The organism is Flavobacterium sp. CLA17 (genome assembly GCF_013112255.2).
Classification (GTDB): domain Bacteria; phylum Bacteroidota; class Bacteroidia; order Flavobacteriales; family Flavobacteriaceae; genus Flavobacterium; species Flavobacterium circumlabens.
This window is the reverse complement of the sequence record NZ_CP068294.1, coordinates 1,854,662-1,871,657: the sequence shown is the minus strand read 5'-3', so window position 1 is coordinate 1,871,657 and position 16,996 is coordinate 1,854,662. Positions and strand designations below refer to the sequence as shown.

General features: G+C 36.0%; 11 protein-coding genes. 6 read left to right on the top strand and 5 right to left on the bottom strand.

The window, feature by feature from the left end:
• Nucleotides 1–20 precede the first annotated feature (20 nt).
• The 4 genes from HAV12_RS08185 (at nucleotide 21) to HAV12_RS08170 (ending at nucleotide 6,385) form a co-directional block, all read left to right on the top strand.
• Nucleotides 21–194 carry a hypothetical protein gene (locus tag HAV12_RS08185; protein WP_205423359.1) on the top strand — a complete coding sequence of 58 codons (174 nt, stop codon included), beginning with the start codon at nucleotides 21–23 and terminating at the stop codon, nucleotides 192–194.
• Between the two features lie 325 nt (nucleotides 195–519).
• Nucleotides 520–3,606, top strand: a complete 3,087-nt coding sequence (locus HAV12_RS08180) for a SusC/RagA family TonB-linked outer membrane protein (RefSeq protein WP_240345249.1) — start codon at nucleotides 520–522, stop codon at nucleotides 3,604–3,606.
• Between the two features lie 11 nt (nucleotides 3,607–3,617).
• Nucleotides 3,618–5,018, top strand: coding sequence for a RagB/SusD family nutrient uptake outer membrane protein (locus HAV12_RS08175; RefSeq protein WP_171569212.1), 1,401 nt, complete (start codon nucleotides 3,618–3,620; stop codon nucleotides 5,016–5,018).
• A gap of 122 nt (nucleotides 5,019–5,140) precedes the next feature.
• Nucleotides 5,141–6,385, top strand: a complete 1,245-nt coding sequence (locus HAV12_RS08170) for an amidohydrolase family protein (RefSeq protein WP_171569211.1) — start codon at nucleotides 5,141–5,143, stop codon at nucleotides 6,383–6,385.
• Between the two features lie 154 nt (nucleotides 6,386–6,539).
• On the opposite strand, the gene HAV12_RS08165 is transcribed toward HAV12_RS08170, so the two are convergent.
• The 4 genes from HAV12_RS08165 to HAV12_RS08150 all read right to left on the bottom strand — a co-directional run bounded on the left by HAV12_RS08165 (nucleotide 6,540) and on the right by HAV12_RS08150 (nucleotide 10,768).
• Nucleotides 6,540–8,159 carry an ABC-F family ATP-binding cassette domain-containing protein gene (locus tag HAV12_RS08165; protein WP_171569210.1) on the bottom strand — a complete coding sequence of 540 codons (1,620 nt, stop codon included), beginning with the start codon at nucleotides 8,157–8,159 and terminating at the stop codon, nucleotides 6,540–6,542.
• 371 nt (nucleotides 8,160–8,530) lie between these two features.
• Nucleotides 8,531–9,304, bottom strand: coding sequence for a TlpA disulfide reductase family protein (locus tag HAV12_RS08160; protein ID WP_171569209.1), 774 nt, complete (start codon nucleotides 9,302–9,304; stop codon nucleotides 8,531–8,533).
• Between the two features lie 262 nt (nucleotides 9,305–9,566).
• On the bottom strand, nucleotides 9,567–10,265 hold the full coding sequence (locus HAV12_RS08155; protein ID WP_171569208.1) for a DUF3592 domain-containing protein: 699 nt from the start codon (nucleotides 10,263–10,265) through the stop codon (nucleotides 9,567–9,569).
• A gap of 143 nt (nucleotides 10,266–10,408) precedes the next feature.
• Nucleotides 10,409–10,768, bottom strand: a complete 360-nt coding sequence (locus tag HAV12_RS08150; RefSeq protein WP_205423358.1) for a helix-turn-helix domain-containing protein — start codon at nucleotides 10,766–10,768, stop codon at nucleotides 10,409–10,411.
• A gap of 136 nt (nucleotides 10,769–10,904) precedes the next feature.
• On the opposite strand from HAV12_RS08150, the gene HAV12_RS08145 reads away from it, so the two are divergent.
• A complete protein-coding gene (locus HAV12_RS08145) occupies nucleotides 10,905–11,165 on the top strand; it encodes a hypothetical protein (RefSeq protein WP_171569206.1) in 261 nt (86 codons plus the stop codon).
• 315 nt (nucleotides 11,166–11,480) lie between these two features.
• Entirely contained in the window at nucleotides 11,481–12,041 is a 561-nt protein-coding gene (locus HAV12_RS08140) for a hypothetical protein (RefSeq protein ID WP_171569205.1), read from the top strand.
• A gap of 199 nt (nucleotides 12,042–12,240) precedes the next feature.
• On the opposite strand, the gene chiA is transcribed toward HAV12_RS08140, so the two are convergent.
• Nucleotides 12,241–16,980, bottom strand: a complete 4,740-nt coding sequence (chiA, locus tag HAV12_RS08135; protein WP_171569204.1) for a T9SS-translocated chitinase ChiA — start codon at nucleotides 16,978–16,980, stop codon at nucleotides 12,241–12,243.
• Between the last annotated feature and the right edge of the window lie 16 nt (nucleotides 16,981–16,996).

Genomic DNA, 16,996 nt, shown 5'->3' with positions numbered 1-16,996 from the left:
ACAATTAAAACAGCAAAATCATGCAAAAGAACATTACACGTTTGTTAATGGTATTCGTAATACTATTTTCATTTACAAGTTGCGAAATTATTGGAGATATTTTTAAAGCCGGAATGGGATTCGGTATATTTATCGTAATTTTCATCGTTGCGATTATCATTTTCATTTTCGCTAAGCTTTTCGGCAGAAAATAAAACATAAAAAAATCCCGTTACTTCACTTGTAACGGGATTTTTTTTTACCTCAGTAATTTCACAAATAATATCCCTTCTCTTTCAAGTATACCTCTTCCCTTTTCATTTTATTTTTACTACCAAGACAGGTATCAAAAGTTGTATCTTATTAAACGCTTTGCCTTTGCCATTTTACATTTTAGCTAAAAAAGACCTCTAATTCTTGTTTTTTTCTACACTTATCAATTAGAAACCACCAGTTATCAATCGGTTATGGTTTTTCTATTTATCGTTCCTAAATTCAAACCACAAATTTACTAACGAAACTAAAATAATTGTAAAAGGTATGAAAAAAATGACATCAAAAAAAGTACGAACGGTACTTTTATTTTCTTTAAAACTATCCTTAAAGAAAAAACTAGCAGCTCTTTTTCTTATTGCTTCAGTACTGGATGCACAATCCGGAAATTATGTAACGAAGTTAAAAACAGCCAACAAATCGATTGTTACTATCACACGTGAAATCTCAGGTCAGCAGAAAATTCATGGTGTCGTTAAAGACCACACCGGCCTTCCTTTAATCGGAGTAACTATTATAGTAAACGAAGAAAAACAAGGCACAACTACTGATGTTGATGGTAAATTCGAAATATTGGTACATAATGGTGATGTGATTCATTTTAGTTTTTTAAGCTTTAAGACCAAAAAAATTAAAATTACCAATCAGGTTTTACTCAATGTTACCCTTGAACCCAGTACCAACGAACTGGATGAACTCGTCTTGGTGGGGTATGGAAAAACATCCCGGGACAAGATAACAGGCGCAGTAACAAAAGTCGATACCAAAGTATTACAAAACACACAAAATGTATCTTTTGCAGATGCATTAATCGGTGTAGTCCCCGGTTTATTTGTCCAGGAAAACTTTGCGTCTCCCGATGCACCGCCCTCCATCTTATTAAGAGGTGTTGGTTCTATAAGCGCGAGTACGGAACCGCTGATAGTGGTGGATGGTGTACAAATGCCCAGGTCAGGACTGGCAGCCTTTTCGTTAAACGGGGCAGACATAAAGGAAATCAGTATTCTTAAAGACGCTGCTTCCACTTCTATCTACGGATCTAAAGGAACTAACGGCGTTATCATAGTTACCACGAAAAGAGGTTCCAGAAATTCAAAGCTGCAAGTTAGTTTTAATACCAGACTGGGGTTTAAAAAAGCAGATCAATCCTTTACCAATGATTTAATGAATGGTTCTCAAAAATTAGATTTTGAAGAATCATTGGGATTTTATAAAACTAATCCGGCTTTACTTCAAAAAAGAAGAGACTCCAATACGAATGTAAATTGGGCAGATCTTCTTTTAACGAATGAAATCAACAGAGAAAACGACATTTCTTTTTCCGGAGGTTCAGACAAAGCCAACTATTATACCTCTGTTACGTATAATAATGTGGATAATATCTTTGGCGGCCACTATAAAAGATATACGGCAACAATGCGGGTTGATTTTGATTTGGGTACTCAATTAAAAGCAGGGTTTTCAGGAAATTTCGGAAATGTAAACGAAGAAGACAAACGAACGATTGGATCACCGTTTTCTAATGCTTTTTTATTAAATCCGTGGCTGACTGTTTTTGATGATAATGAGGATCCCTTAAGACTTCTGGATGTTGGTTACTCTTCCGGAATTCCTTACAACCCATTGTATGTTCGCGATAATACCGATATAAGCGCCAACCGAAAAAATATTGGAGGAAGTGTTAATCTAAGGTATGCACCTTTTAAATGGTTAAGCTTCAATGGCGTTTTAGGAGCGAATTACAACACTTCAAAAAGCAGCAGTTTCGAAAAAGTCATAGTCAACGGAGGTGCATTAAGTTATTCTAACGGTGATAATAATAACTATACCGGAACGCTGACAGCAACGATAGTCAAAAAATTAAAAAAACACAATTTTGATTTTATACTGGGCAACGAATTTAATGAATACGAAACGAACAGCCTGTCAGTATTTGCCAGAGATTTCAATTCTGATGCGATACAAACCATAAGTGCTGCAAAAACTTTATCTACGATTAGTGAAAGAAAATCTCATGCCGGTTCCTTATCTTATTTTTCAAGATTAAATTATTCGTTCGACAATACTTACAATGTATCCTTATCTTACAGGAGAGACGGCTCATCCCGTTTTGGGGATAATCATAAATATGCTAACTTCTGGTCTGTTGGTACTTCCTGGAATATCTATGATGATTTCTTTAAAGACAGTATCACTATAAGCTCTTTAAAATTACGAGCCAGTATTGGAACTTCCGGCAATGACTTCATTGGTGATTTTGCTTCTCAGTCCTTATACGGTTACAGAAGCCTGATTAATTATGGAGGCAGCCCTGTACCGTACTTAACAAGAGGAGAAAACGCAGATTTAACCTGGGAAAAGAATAACAACAAGAACTTCGGTCTGGATTATGGTTTTTTCAAAAATCGTATTTCAGGAACAATTGATTATTATATCAGAGACACCAAAGATTTATTAAACAGTAAACCACTTCCACTAACTTCCGGTTTTAGCGAATTGATTTCCAATATTGGAGATTTTAGAAATGAGGGTATTGAGATAGGCCTTCACTTTGTAAATTTTAAAAACAAAGATTTTTCATGGACTACCGATTTTAATATTGCCTTTAATAAGGGAACTATCTTATCCTTATCGAATGAAAACGATATGCTGGTAAATTCAGGATTTACGGTATTTAAAGAAGGGAGCGCCATACGATCTTTTTATATCGCGGACTGGGCAGGAGTAAATCCGAAAACCGGCTTTAATCAATACAGGACACAAGACGGAAAATTAATAGATTATAACACCAACAGAACGACCTCTAATACCAACGAAATTAATGGTCTGAGACAAGTTGTCAATAAAACCTCTATCCCTAAATATCATGGTGGTCTGACCAATACGTTTCGATTTAGAAACCTTGACATGTCATTCCTGATTTCTTATGCCGGTGGACATTATGTCTTAAATGACGGAATTTATAATTTATACAATAATCCTGCTTTTAACCAACATGTAAATGTATTGAATGCATGGAAAAATTCGGGCGATCAGAAAGATTTAGCCATAAGACAGGTATATCTGACCCGACCAACATCGCCTTTGATTTCCGATTACAAAGCCTCCACTCAATTTCTTCAGGATGCCAGTTACATTAAATTGAAGAATATTACCCTGGGATATACCCTCAACAAAACTGTCTCTGATAAAATAGGGATTCAGCGTTTACGAATTTACCTTCAGGGACAAAACCTACTCACAAAAACCGCTGTTTCTTACATAGATCCGGAATATGCTAGTGCTAGTGGGGGAATTGGACTTTCCTCCTCCATCGTAAGGGGTTATTCGTTTGGTCTTAATGCTAATTTTTAATACAAAAGATTATGAAAACAAATATAAAATTACTTTTTACTGCAGCAGTATTTATTTTTTTGAGCAGCTGTTCTGATGACATTATAAACAAACAACCTCTGGACGAATTAGCTCCCGGCACGCTGCTTCAGACAGAAGGCGGTTTCAGAAGTGCTTTGGATGGCGTTTATGGTATTATGAAACACGACTTCAATGGGTATTCGTTTGGTATTTATACGATTCCTGAGGCCATTAGTGATGATCTTCTGGCCTCTGCAAGCCCAAATGATTATTCTTTTGACAATAGTGTTGAAACTTTATATCCGCTCGCTTACAGCGGCTCAACGGGAGGAATAGAAGGATTCTGGAGGATTTCTTATCAGGCTATTAATAATGTCAATACGATTATTAAGCAGGCAAGATCAAGTTCGTTAAAAAACAAAGATGCTTTTTTAGGGGAAGCGTTGGGTTTACGCGCTTTATTGTACTATAATTTATATCGGTTTTACGCTCCGGCTTATAATACCAGTACAACCGCACTGGCTGTTCCTTACAGATTTGAAACTGATGCTTTGCTGACAATCAAGTCCAGAAACAGCACTCAGGAAGTTATAGGATATGTCTTAGCAGATTTAAATGAAGCTGCGGCATTAGCAAACAATACTGTTAATTCATACCGAATATCCAAAACAGCTATTTACGCATTAATGGCCAGAGTGTATCATGAAACTGCTGATTATAAAAATGCTGTTCTTAGTGCCAGCCTGGCATTAGCAGACAGCAGATATAAACTAGAAAACACTTTAAGTGCTTTAGAAAAAGAATGGGATAAGGATGATTCCAGCGAAATTATTTTCAGAATCCGTTTTGAAAAATCCGAGACCGGACAGACTGCCGCAATTCTGGCCATACCTGTTTATTCGAGTTATCCGTATTCGGTATCCAATGATTTAATAAATCTGTACGATAAAACGAAAGACATTCGATTTACGGTATATTTTAAAAATCATCCCACCGTGAAAGGCAGTTATTATCCTAAAAAACAAGCCGGAACAAGAACCACCAACGCCGCCGCATTTGATCCGGGAAACATAGATTTGAAACTAATCAGAGTACCTGAATTATATCTGATACTGGCAGAATCATATCTAAAGGAAAACAGTAACACCGCAGCATTAACCAATCTCAATAAACTAAGAAATGCCCGTGGTTTGGACAATTATTCCGGAAACGATCTTAACAGCGAAATTTTAAAAGAACGAAGAAGGGAACTAGCGTTTGAAGGTTTTAGATTTACAGACCTTAAAAGACTCGGACTAGGCTTTACAAGAGAAGATGGTACCGGTTTACCCGCTCATGCAAATCGGTTTGCGTTGCCCATTCCGCAAACAGAAATAGACCGTTCGGGCATAAAGCCAAATCCCGGATATTAAGCTAAACAGTCAATTTGAGTTATAGTCATTTCCGGAGCCAGAGTTTATATATCATAACGCTGGTTTCCGGAATGCCGTAAATTTGCTCAACGAATAATTTCTAACACTATAAAACCTTTTTAATGAAAAAAGAAATAGTTCTGTTTATTTTGCTGTCCGTATTTAACATGCTAATAGTTCACTCCCAACACAAGGAACTCCCTAAAGTAACTGTACTAAAAAACGGTTTTATTTTTGACGATAAATTTGAATCACACAAAGGCAGCATAGTAATCACTGACGCTATAATTACAGCAATTTTGTATGATGACAATCTAAGTGAATATGTCGGAGCAACTATCATTGACATTACCGGAAAGTACGTACTGCCCGGATTAACAGACACGCATGTACATTTGGCAACAGTACCTGATCCCGACCGGGAAAAGAATGCTAAGTATATGAACTACCAACTTTCCAAAATGATTGATGCCGGTATCACAACAGTCAGGGATATGACCGGTAACGCTATTATTCTCGCCGATTATAAACGTGCCGGTAATCTGAACCAAATACCTGCTCCCTCTATCTTTTATGCCGCGCAATTTGCAGGACCAGCCTATTTTAATTCAATCAGAAAACATTCTAAAGAAAATAAAGATTCTCCCTGGGAACGCACTATTACAGATACAACAGATGTAAAAATGGCTGTCACGGAAGCTAAAGGCGCAGGTGTGACGGGAATAAAAATATATGCCGATTTAAGTGCCCGTCTGATTAAAAAAATTGTAAAAGAAGCCAAAAGGCAAAGATTACAAAGCTGGGGCCATGCCGCTGTATTTCCTGCTACTCCTACAGATGTTGCCAATGCAAAAGTAAATTCTATGTCGCATGCGTTTGACATTCCATATGATTTTTCGGCAGCAAAGATGGATCATCATAAAAAACGACCTGCCATCGATGCCAAAAAAATGGATAAACTCTTACTTCTGATGAAAGCCAACAATATTATACTGGATGCAACCAATTATATGGGTAAAAACAACCAGTTTTTTGATGGTATGAAGATAACCAAAAGAGCTCATGAGCTTGGAGTAAAAGTATCTGTTGGAACAGATTGGCCTTACTTATTTGAAGAGGTCAACAGTACTCCATTATTCAAGGAAATAAAAATATTCATTGATGACTGCAATTTTACCAATAAGGATGCATTGATAAGTGCTACTAAAATTGGAGCCGAAAGTATTGGACTGGAAGACAGAGGTGTTCTGGCTGTGGGTAAACGCGCAGATATTTATATCACCAATTCAGATCCTGTAGAAAATATCGAAAACTTAAAAGATGGTTTTATCACTATTAAAGCAGGGATTATCTATACTAAAAAATAAGCGCTGAATAAGTTCTGAGAGTTACGATAATAAAACGAAATTGTTTAAATAGGAAAACCTGTAAAAAGAAAAAAACACTTGCAAAACGTTTTTTGCAAGTGTTTAATAAATATTTTTATCTCGTAATCAGTATCGTTTATTTACGACAAATGAATTACAGATTGTACATCTTCTTTCTCTGTTCCTGAATTTTTTCATCATCCAGATATTCATCAAAAGTCATATAACGATCAATAACTCCGTTTGGTGTTAGCTCCACTACTCTGTTACCAACCGTTTGTGCAAATTCGTGGTCATGAGTGGTGAAAATTACAGAACCTTTAAAGTTTTTCAAAGAGTTATTAAAAGCGGTGATCGACTCCAGATCCAGGTGATTAGTAGGTTCATCCAACATCAGGATATTGGCGCGCTCCATCATCATTCTGGAAAGCATACAACGTACTTTTTCTCCTCCTGATAATACACGGCTTGTTTTTAAGGCTTCTTCTCCGGAGAAAATCATTTTCCCTAAAAATCCTCTGATAAATACTTCGTCACGCTCTTCTTCAGTTTTTGCATATTGACGCAACCAGTCTACTAAACTCAAATCATTTTCAAAAAACGAATGATTTTCAGCCGGTAAATAGGCCTGGTTTGTTGTAATTCCCCAGTCATAAGTTCCTGAATCTGCTTTTTGCTCATTATTTAAAATCTGGTAGAAAGCGGTTGTAGCACGTGAATCTTTCGAGAAAAGAACGATTTTGTCGCCTTTTGCCATATTCAGATGAACATCTTTAAACAAAATTTCTCCTTCTACAGAAGCGCTTAAGTTTTCTACATTCAGAATCTGATCTCCGGCTTCACGATCCTGATCAAAAATGATCGCAGGATAACGACGGCTGGAAGGTTTAATATCTGAAATATTCAATTTAGAGATCATTTTTTTACGGGAAGTTGCCTGTTTCGATTTGGCAACGTTCGCACTAAAACGACGAATAAATTCTTCTAATTCCTGTTTCTTTTCTTCGGCTTTTTTGTTTTGCTGTGCACGTTGTTTTGCCGCTAATTGGCTGGACTCGTACCAGAAGGTATAGTTTCCTGAATAGTGGTTTATTTTTCCGAAATCAATATCAGATATATGGGTACAAACCGAGTCTAAAAAGTGACGGTCGTGTGATACTACAATTACTGTATTTTCATAATTGGCTAAGAAGTTTTCCAACCAGGCGATGGTCTCAAAATCCAGATCGTTGGTAGGCTCATCCATAATAAGTAAATCGGGGTTTCCAAAAAGGGCCTGCGCCAAAAGCACACGAACTTTAAATTTACCTTCAAGATCACCCATTATTGTATAATGATGTTCTTCGTTGATTCCTAAGTTAGACAACATCGATGCTGCGTCAGAATCTGCATTCCATCCGTTCATTTCTTCAAACTGAACCTGAAGCTCCCCTATTCTGTCGGCGTTTTTATCGTTGTAGTCCAGATAAAGTTCATCCATTTCTTTTTTAACAGCGTACAGAACTTTATTCCCCATCAAAACGGTTTCCAGAACAGTATGCTCATCGAACATATTGTGATTTTGGGTTAAAACCGACATACGTTTTCCCGGTTCTAAATGGATATGTCCCGAAGTTGGGTCCATATCGCCTGAAATGATTTTTAGAAAAGTAGATTTTCCAGCACCATTGGCTCCAATAACGCCGTAAATATTTCCGTGTGTGAATGTAGTATTTACTTCGTCAAACAAAATTCGTTTGCCAAATTGAACTGATAAATTATTGACTGTTAACATGAATGTCTTTTTAATTAATTTGGTGCAAAAGTACGGAAAAAGGTTCTAAGTTGCAAAGGTGCTGAGGTGCTAAGTTTTTTCCCTGAAAAAGATTTTCATGCAAAGACGCAGAGAAACAAAGAAAACAAACTTTAGGAGGAAATTTTCTGGTTATATAAGTTCACTTAAACTGAAGCTATTAATTTCAAAACCATTTAAAAGGAAAAAATCTTTGGGTAAAATATTTACCATATAAGTTATATCAGTTCATTTAAGATTGAACTTATTAACTTGAAAAAAAACTTTGCCCTTTCCGGGATTAATGAGCCAAGGCCTTATTATGTAACATAAACTTATATTACCTTATATGACTTATATGTTTTAAAAAAAAACTACAATTTACTCTCTTTCGCCAAAGCCACTTCCAGGCTTTCAAAATTAGGCAATACCTTCGAAATCAAACCTTCTTTATTCAGAATAAAATGCGTTGGGAATGAGTTGAGTTGCAATGCTTCGTTCATATACACTTTCATATTTGGAATTACAGCATATGCTAAAGGTCTTTTGGCTAAAAAAACTTTTAATTGCTCTGGAGCATCTTCGGCAAGACTTATAAAAAGAATATCTTTTCGGTCTTTGTAGGATGCCGCTAATTTATTTACCTGTGGAAATTCCCTGATGCAGGGTGTGCAGTGAATGTACCAGCATTTTATCACAATTATCTTTCCTTTCATCGATTCATTGGTAACCGGATTTCCGTTTAAATCTTTAAAAGAAAATTCAGGAAAAGCTGTACCTTCCATTTTGTAATTTTTGTAGGCATCAAAACCGATCTGATTGATTGTCGCTTTTATGCTTGTATCTGAATTAGGCTGAATTTCGAACAATTTATAATAGTAGCCTGAATCTTCTGATTTTAGTCGAATTGGAATATAATTTCCATTGGCCAGTTGGTCTAAAAACGATTCTTTTGAAATTTCTTTTGAAAGAACATCAAGCGCCACAAAATCTCTCGAAAGCATGATATTTTTAGTTTGATAAGCTGACCAGTCGCTAAAATTCTTTTGAATCTGATTGGGATCAACTTCCGGGTTTTCGAAATTGGTTTGAGCGAAACCAGAGTTGAAAACTAAAAAGAGAAATATAATTTTGATTGATTTTTGCATGAAATTTTCAGTAGTATTATTGGGATTCAAAAGTACTGAAAATTATTTTGGAATGTTTCATGTAGCTTGAATTAACCGCAAAGAGCACAATTCAGATAGCTGTCGGGATACACAAAGTTCGCGAAGTTTGCCGCTTTGCTTTATGGCACACGGATATATCGGATTAAGCGGGTTTACAAGGGTTTTTCCTTTTTTTGATTGCCTAAAATGACAATCCTTATTTATAAAAAATACCCCCTGAGTTTTCAGTGGCTATTTTTAGTTAATTATTCACTTTAGGCAAAAAGGAAATATCCATAAAATATTTCTTTGGATTAGTGGGATCAATCATCACTTTTATTTCTTCCGTTTTTATAAAATCTGTAGGATCAAACCAGATATTATCACTTTTAAAGATATATAATTCATTCGTATTGGTATCCAGCCATTGAGTGTAAATCTGAAAGGGACTTCTGCCATTTACTTTATAGCTGGTATTAAATTGTACGCTATCAAATTTTGTTGCAATACGCTTACCATTATCAAGCAGGTATTGTGATCTCCTTTGTTTTAAATTTTTAAATAAAATAATGAAGAAACCAACTAAAGAGAAAACTGTTCCCAAAATACCTACAATTAAAGGACCAAGCCATAAAGAAGTAAAGCCATTAATATTGGCATCTTTAGGATCACCCGGATCATACAAAACTTCAACCGTTTCACCTTCGCTATAACTTGGCGGATTGCTACTCACAGAAGACGTAAATTCAATTTGCCTGCCTTCTTTGGTTTTAAACGAGACCACAGGTTTGTAGGTCGTCGAATTATCAGATCTTGATTCAATCAATTCAATTACAGTTCCCTGGGCATGCTCTGCTTTTTCTAAAAAAGCTTTTTTATTCTGATAAAGAAAAAAGGCTCCTGTTAACAAAGCCAAACCAACGACAAGGAATACATATTTAAGAATAGAAAAGGTTTTCATATTTAGTTATTTGATTTTGGAATAAACTTTTTTAGTGCAATTATTTAGACTCAAAAGTACTGAAATATCAGCTTTTCTTTTTAACAAAAAACAAAGGAAAATTTTCTAATCTTCGCTTCTTAACTTTCTGAATTAATCCTAATTTATTTTTTGTCCAATTTATTTCTCAAATAAGTTATTTCACTTTTTAAATTATCTATTTGTTCCTGATATAATTGTCTCTCTTTATCAAAAAGATTCATTATCGTTTTCATTTCGTCCGGATTTGTATTAACACGATCCGAAACTAATTTATCCAGCTTCTGAGTTTCATGGAAGTCAATTATACTGTTAATTTCAAGATCAAAAATGGAGGCTATTTTTTTTAGTTTTTCAAAGTTAATCTTCGTCTTACCTCTTTCTATGTCGGAATACGCTGCCTGAGATATGTTTAATAAATCGGCTACGTAATCCTGACAAAATCCCTTGATAATTCTAATCTTTCGTAAATTTTCTAAAAGCATTTTTTTTTTCAAAAATAAGAAATAATTTACGAAATTAAATTATAATTGTAAATTAAAACTTATAAAATATAAGTGCTTGTTGTTTTATTTTTGGAAGTTAACAAGTACTAAATATTTAAAAAAAACGGAACATGGTATGGATTTAAAATGGTTTTTTAAGATTATATTTTTAATTCCGATAATAGTTCATTGTCAGAATAAAGAATTTAAAGACAGAGGAATTAGTGTTGAAGCATCAACCCTAATCCTATTTCCTTACGATTTTAGTATACCTTCAGAACATAATGAGATCTCTGAAACTAGTACTAAATCAAAAATACTTGGGACTAGTATACATTTAGACTATTATATTTCAAACACTTTGCTTTTAGAGCAGGAAGTGGCTATGAATTTATAAATCAGCCAAAAATTAATTATATCCCCGTTACTGGCGGGATTAAATGGGTTTTAAATGATACAAAAGAAAGCTTATCAACTTCTTTTGACCTGGGTGGACATTTAGGACAAGTTGAAAAATTTGGCGTCTTAATGCGAATAGGTGTCGGATACAGATTCATAATTTTCAAGAAGGTTCTCGGCAGTTTTGAATTGTGTTATTCCCATCAAAATTTATACAAAACATTTATTAATCAATCCAATCAAAAAGTAGATTATCATAATATTGAAAGTGCAGGATTTAAATTAGGAATAGAAATTTATTAATAATAGAAGTATGAAATTATCAAAAATAATAACGTTTATTTTTATGTTGTTACTGGGAACTAAAGGTATCTCGCAACAAAAAGGAACCATAGAAAAATCAATTTTTGGAGTACAAACCGGTTTTTTAGGTTTCTGGATCAACAATGAATTCAGATTATTTTCTAATCTATCAGTAAAAAGCGAGTTGGGCCTTGATGCCGGGATATTTGGAGGGAGCTCGAGTGACAAAATTGGTACAATATTAGCTCCAGTTCTTACTTTCGAACCCAGATACTACTATAACATTCAAAAAAGAGCTGTTAATAATAACGTTACAAGAAATAATAGTGCAAATTTTATTGCCTTAAATTTGAAATACCAACCCGATTTATTTGTTATTTCAAACAACAATGTTGATGCAATAAGCAATATATCTATTATTCCAAAATGGTGTATTCGTCGAAACTTAGGAAATAATTTTCATTATGAAACTGGTTTTGGTATTGGTTACAGATATTTTCTGGAAAAAGTAAATAGTGAAAACAGTGAGATTGCAGTCGACTTACACTTAAGGATAGGATATAATTTTTAGAATTAAACTATAAAAAAACCCGACAATAAATTGTCGGGTTCATAATGCGCTCCTCCAGATGAAAACCAAATAACAAATCACCTGAATTCACAGCATTTATTCGAAATACAAAAACCAGATTAAAAAATAAATAACCAAACTCAATTTTAACCGTCCCAATTTTTTTATTTCTAAATTTTCCATTCTTCGTTCGTAAAACTTAGTTTAAAAAGTTCATTACTTTGAATGATTTTCTATTTCCTGCTTTGTCAGTCACTATTACTATAAATAATTGTTTAGTAGAGAAACTTTGGTTTTGAAGCAGTACTTCTTTATTATGCTGAATGTTTTTATGACTTACAATAGATTGTCCGATTGAATTAAATACATCTACCTGAGCAATATCTTCGGTTTCATTTGTAACCGATAAGGCATCATTTTTAAAATAAGCTATCGTATTACTCTTCACTTCAATTTTGTCAAGAGACAATGTTTTTGCTGCTGACTGTGAAGCAAAATAAGCGGCATACGCTTTAGACAATTCAGATGAATTACCACAAGAAGAGGCATCCCAGTTTACAGACCAGGTCATTAAACCTCTTAAAGAAGGATAGGGTCCGCCTGGCTGCATAGTGTATGTTCTTCCTGAAAAAGTGGTTCCGGTTCTTAAATAATGCATAGCGCTAATTCCTTCTGCCGGTGTTAAATAACCACTGCCTGCTGCACTTGGACAAGCTGGTAAGGCAATCAGAACTTTTGAGGCCGGTAAACCATCAAAATGCATTCCTGTTGTAGCAATGTTATACCCTTTTATCACCATGTCAGTCAGGGCTGTTACCATGTTTGCTTTCTTAGCTGAACCATAATACTGACCATCTAATCCGTTTTCTCCTCCTGTATTATACAATTGTACCGCTAACAAATCCAATTCATTACGCAAGTTTTGAATGATTGGCAGGAAGGAACCAAAAGTATCCGTATAGGTAGAATAACCTCCTTGTACGTATTGTGTTTCAGGAGCTGCAGTTAATAAAAATCCAGGGCCATAGTACGTTTTTAATTCTTTGAAAGCATCTACTACGTTTTTTAATCTTGGATAAGCAGAAATACCGGCATAGGAAATATCTCTTAAACCTCCTGCGCTAAAATTCATCGATCCGCCTTCAAAATCAATATCAACTCCATCAAACTGATACTCATCAATAATGGCTTTCAGACCATTAACAAAAATATTTTTTTGAGCTACATTGTCCAAAACAACATGACCATTTTGACCTCCAATAGAGACAATAACAGGAACGCCGCTATCTCTTAAGGATTTTATATCATTTTTCAACAATTGCTTATTGAAAACTCCATTGGTCAAATATCTGGTATCATTTGTAGTTAACACTGGTGTATAACCATCACGATTCACTGTTTCTACGAAAGAATAATCGACTACGTTAAACTTACTTCCCACCATTTGAGAAAAATATAAAAATGGAGCACCAGCATTTTCCCAGGAATGTGCGTATCCTAAAATAATTTTAGATGGAAGCGGGATAAATCTATTAGTGCTCACCGGAGCAATTTTAATTGTATTGTTTAATGTCGTTACGCCAGATTGATTATCGGTTGCTTTGATTACAACCGGATAATCCTGATAAGCAGCTGGTGTAAAATTATACGTGTAAGTATTATTTGTACCTGCTGTCATGTTAAATGTACCTCCATTTATGGTAATAGTAACACCTGAAACTGATCCGTTACTATCAACAGCTGTAACTGAAATTGGCACCACCTGGAAAGAACTTTGGTTTACAGTAGTATTTGATGGTGAATTCCAGGTAATTACCGGTGCTGCATTTGGGCAGTTTGCACCTGAACAACTTAATGTAAAACTATATGTTTTTGACTCTGTTGTTCCGTTTGATGCAGTTGCCGTAACGGTTAACGTATGAGCAAGCGAAAACTGATTTGCTGCTGGTGTCCAAACGGCTGTATAAGTTCCCGAAGAATTGGCAGCACTCAGGCTTTGCCCATCTAAACTAAATACAACAGATGAGATTGTAGTGGCATCAGCAGCACTTAATCCAACACTTGCCACAAAATTAATTGCTGATCCTAAATTGATAGCAATCGCCGAAGCTGTTGGCGCTGTGATGGTAACTACTGGCTTAGTTGCAACCACCGCCTGTCTGTTAAAATTATAAACCGTTGGAGTTGTTGGAACTGCAAAGTTGGCTAAGTTATTTGGATAATAAGTCGCTTCACCATTTTCCCATGAGTTCAATTTCAAACTTAAAATTTGTGTATAACCTGCTACAACTGAATTATCAAAAGTATAATCTCCCGATGCATCTGTTGTGGCCAAAACACTTTTCCAGTTGTGCGTGTTATCTGTCCACGGTAAAACAATTTCTACTTTTGCACCAGCAACCGGAGTTGTTCCGTTTTTAACCGATCCGGTAATTAAATTTACAACGGCAGCCAAGGCTGATTTTGCTGTAGAGCTTGTATTAAAATTATAAACCGTCGGGTTTGCAGGAACCGCAAAGTTGGCCAGATTATTAGGAAAATAGCTCACTTCACCATTTTCCCAGCTATTTAATTTAAGACTTGTAACAGTGGTATAACCTGCTACAACCGAATTATCAAAACTGTATTTTCCTTGTGCATCAGTTATGGCAATAACACTTTTCCAGTTGTGTGTACTATCTGTCCACGGTAAAACGATTTCTACTTTTGCACCGGCAACCGGAGTTGATCCGTTTTTAACTGTTCCGCTAATTTTACTTGAAGGAACTACAATAACATCCTGAGAGAAGTTTAATGTTTTGTTGGCTGTTAAATTCGTATAAACGGTTGAAGCCGGTGTATACGTTTGTCCTGCCAAAGCTGCTGTTACCGTATAATTTCCGCCTGACGGTAAATTAGCAATCGAATACGCTCCGCTAGCGTTTGTAGTGGCTGTAAAAGTTCCTGCTGTGGAAGTTGCTGTAACCGTTACGCCCGAAACCGGAGTGGTGTTGTTTAAAACAGTTCCGCTTACCGTGTAATAAACAACTGGTGCACCCTGAGCAAAATTCAACGTTTTATTGGCATCGATTGCATTATAAACGGTTGAAGTTGGCGTGTAGGAGAATCCTGTTTTTGCAGCTGTAACCGTAAAGTTAAGTCCGGCTGTTAAGCCTGCAACGCTATAAACTCCGCTTGCATTAGAAACCGCCGTTAATACGGTTGCTCCTGACGCAGCTGTTACTGTAACACCTGATACCGGAGTTGCTCCGTTCAGTACCGTTCCGCTAACGGTATACAAAGGCTGACTTCCATTGATAACAACGGCCGTTTGATTAACTGTTACGTTTGTCAAAGTTACAGGTGTAAAAGTATAAGTTGCTTTTAAGGCTGTAAGGATATAATTTTGTCCTGAAGTTAAGTTGCTGAATGTAAAATTACCTCCTGTAGAAACTACGGTTTGCAATACTACATTACTGGCGTTGCGCAATTCAACTGTAACATTCGGAACTAAAGCTGCTCCGTTTTTTACAGAACCTGAAATGCTTACTGTTCCCGGAACAACGCTTCCAAATGAAGTATCTACCTGAGTTAATAAGGAGTTTGGAACAGCGCCTCTGGTGTCCTGAGATAATTCCCAAACCATACCTCCGGCAAGATTTCTTGATTTAATATACTGCACTTTTAAGTCCATCGATTGTTTATCTTCATAACTGATGAACTGTTTTAGAGTATCATTATATAAATAAGGAACTTTCGTGGTATTGTCAAAATAACGTACCCATCCTGCAGCCGTAGCCGTTGGCGTAACCAACATGGTAGTTGGATCCAGATAAGGGTGTGGGTTGGTCACCGGATTTCCGACTAAGTCGCAAATTTCGATACTTCCGGAACGCTCGCAGGCAGCAGGGCCATCCCAGGTTCCGATCGGATTTTGCGGGTTGGTGCATCCTGATACTATGACTCTTGGAGCTGAAACGAATAATCCGTTGGTTGAATTAGTGGCAACATTATCAAATTTTTTACCGTAAAAAGGCAATCCCATGATCAGTTTATTGGCCGGAAAACCAACCACATTTAAGTATTGACTGGTCAGTTCATCCAGTGATTCGGATTGTGTTGCTCCGTAGAGCGGATCATTTGTATTTCCACTACCGTACAATGGTGCATTGTAGCAGGTTTTATCATACCAGTTTCCACCAAAATCATATCCAAAATAAGTAATGTAATCACAATACGTCGAAATGTCTTCTGTCATTCCGTATTGGGCTCTGTTAGATGGTCCTAAATATTGCTGTGCTACTTTTCTAACATTGTTTCCGGCTGCAATCGTAACCAATTTATTGGGCATTGCCTGACGCATTGCTTTTAATAAATAAACCAGATTTTTGTTGTCGTCCGGACTGTACTTTTGTGGAGGAATTGGTGCTCCGTTAATCACTTCAGTACCGTCTGTTCCTCCGGAAAGAGGATATTCCCAGTCAATGTCGAATCCGTCAATAAAGGGATAAGTGACAATAAAGTTTGCCATATCTGCAGCCAAAGCGGCTCTTGCTACCGGACTTGCGGCAATTGGAGAAAGATCCTGACCTTTAGTCCAACCTCCAACAGAAATTAAAATTTTTAAATGCGGATACTTTTCTTTTAACTTTTTCAAGTCATAAAAGTTCCCTTTTACAGGAGCATCCCACGGAATTCCACCTTCCATATGCTCAAAATCAGCATAGGAATCTAAACATAGCAACTTTGTATTCTCCGGATGGGCAGGATCAAAAGTTGTTCCATAAAAGGAATAATTCAAATGCGTCAACTTACTTCCATCAATTTTCGGAACGTTAAAATCCCGGGCATAAATAGACCATTGCGCATAATATCCCACTACTTTCTTACCGTGAGCTGGTTGGGCTGACGCGAGTAAGGGAAACAATAACAATAAAAGCAATCTGTAATAATGTTTCATAATTAATTAATATTGG

What these genes read in the sequence shown, in the direction of transcription:
- HAV12_RS08155 (WP_171569208.1), bottom strand. Translation starts at nt 10,265, where the DNA reads ATGAAAACCTTTTCTATTCTTAAATATGTATTCCTTGTCGTTGGTTTG.
- HAV12_RS08150 (WP_205423358.1), bottom strand. Translation starts at nt 10,768, where the DNA reads ATGCTTTTAGAAAATTTACGAAAGATTAGAATTATCAAGGGATTTTGT.
- chiA (WP_171569204.1), bottom strand. Translation starts at nt 16,980, where the DNA reads ATGAAACATTATTACAGATTGCTTTTATTGTTATTGTTTCCCTTACTC.
- HAV12_RS08160 (WP_171569209.1), bottom strand. Translation starts at nt 9,304, where the DNA reads ATGCAAAAATCAATCAAAATTATATTTCTCTTTTTAGTTTTCAACTCT.
- HAV12_RS08170 (WP_171569211.1), top strand. Translation starts at nt 5,141, where the DNA reads ATGAAAAAAGAAATAGTTCTGTTTATTTTGCTGTCCGTATTTAACATG.
- HAV12_RS08165 (WP_171569210.1), bottom strand. Translation starts at nt 8,159, where the DNA reads ATGTTAACAGTCAATAATTTATCAGTTCAATTTGGCAAACGAATTTTG.
- HAV12_RS08145 (WP_171569206.1), top strand. Translation starts at nt 10,905, where the DNA reads ATGGATTTAAAATGGTTTTTTAAGATTATATTTTTAATTCCGATAATA.
- HAV12_RS08175 (WP_171569212.1), top strand. Translation starts at nt 3,618, where the DNA reads ATGAAAACAAATATAAAATTACTTTTTACTGCAGCAGTATTTATTTTT.
- HAV12_RS08185 (WP_205423359.1), top strand. Translation starts at nt 21, where the DNA reads ATGCAAAAGAACATTACACGTTTGTTAATGGTATTCGTAATACTATTT.
- HAV12_RS08140 (WP_171569205.1), top strand. Translation starts at nt 11,481, where the DNA reads ATGAAATTATCAAAAATAATAACGTTTATTTTTATGTTGTTACTGGGA.
- HAV12_RS08180 (WP_240345249.1), top strand. Translation starts at nt 520, where the DNA reads ATGAAAAAAATGACATCAAAAAAAGTACGAACGGTACTTTTATTTTCT.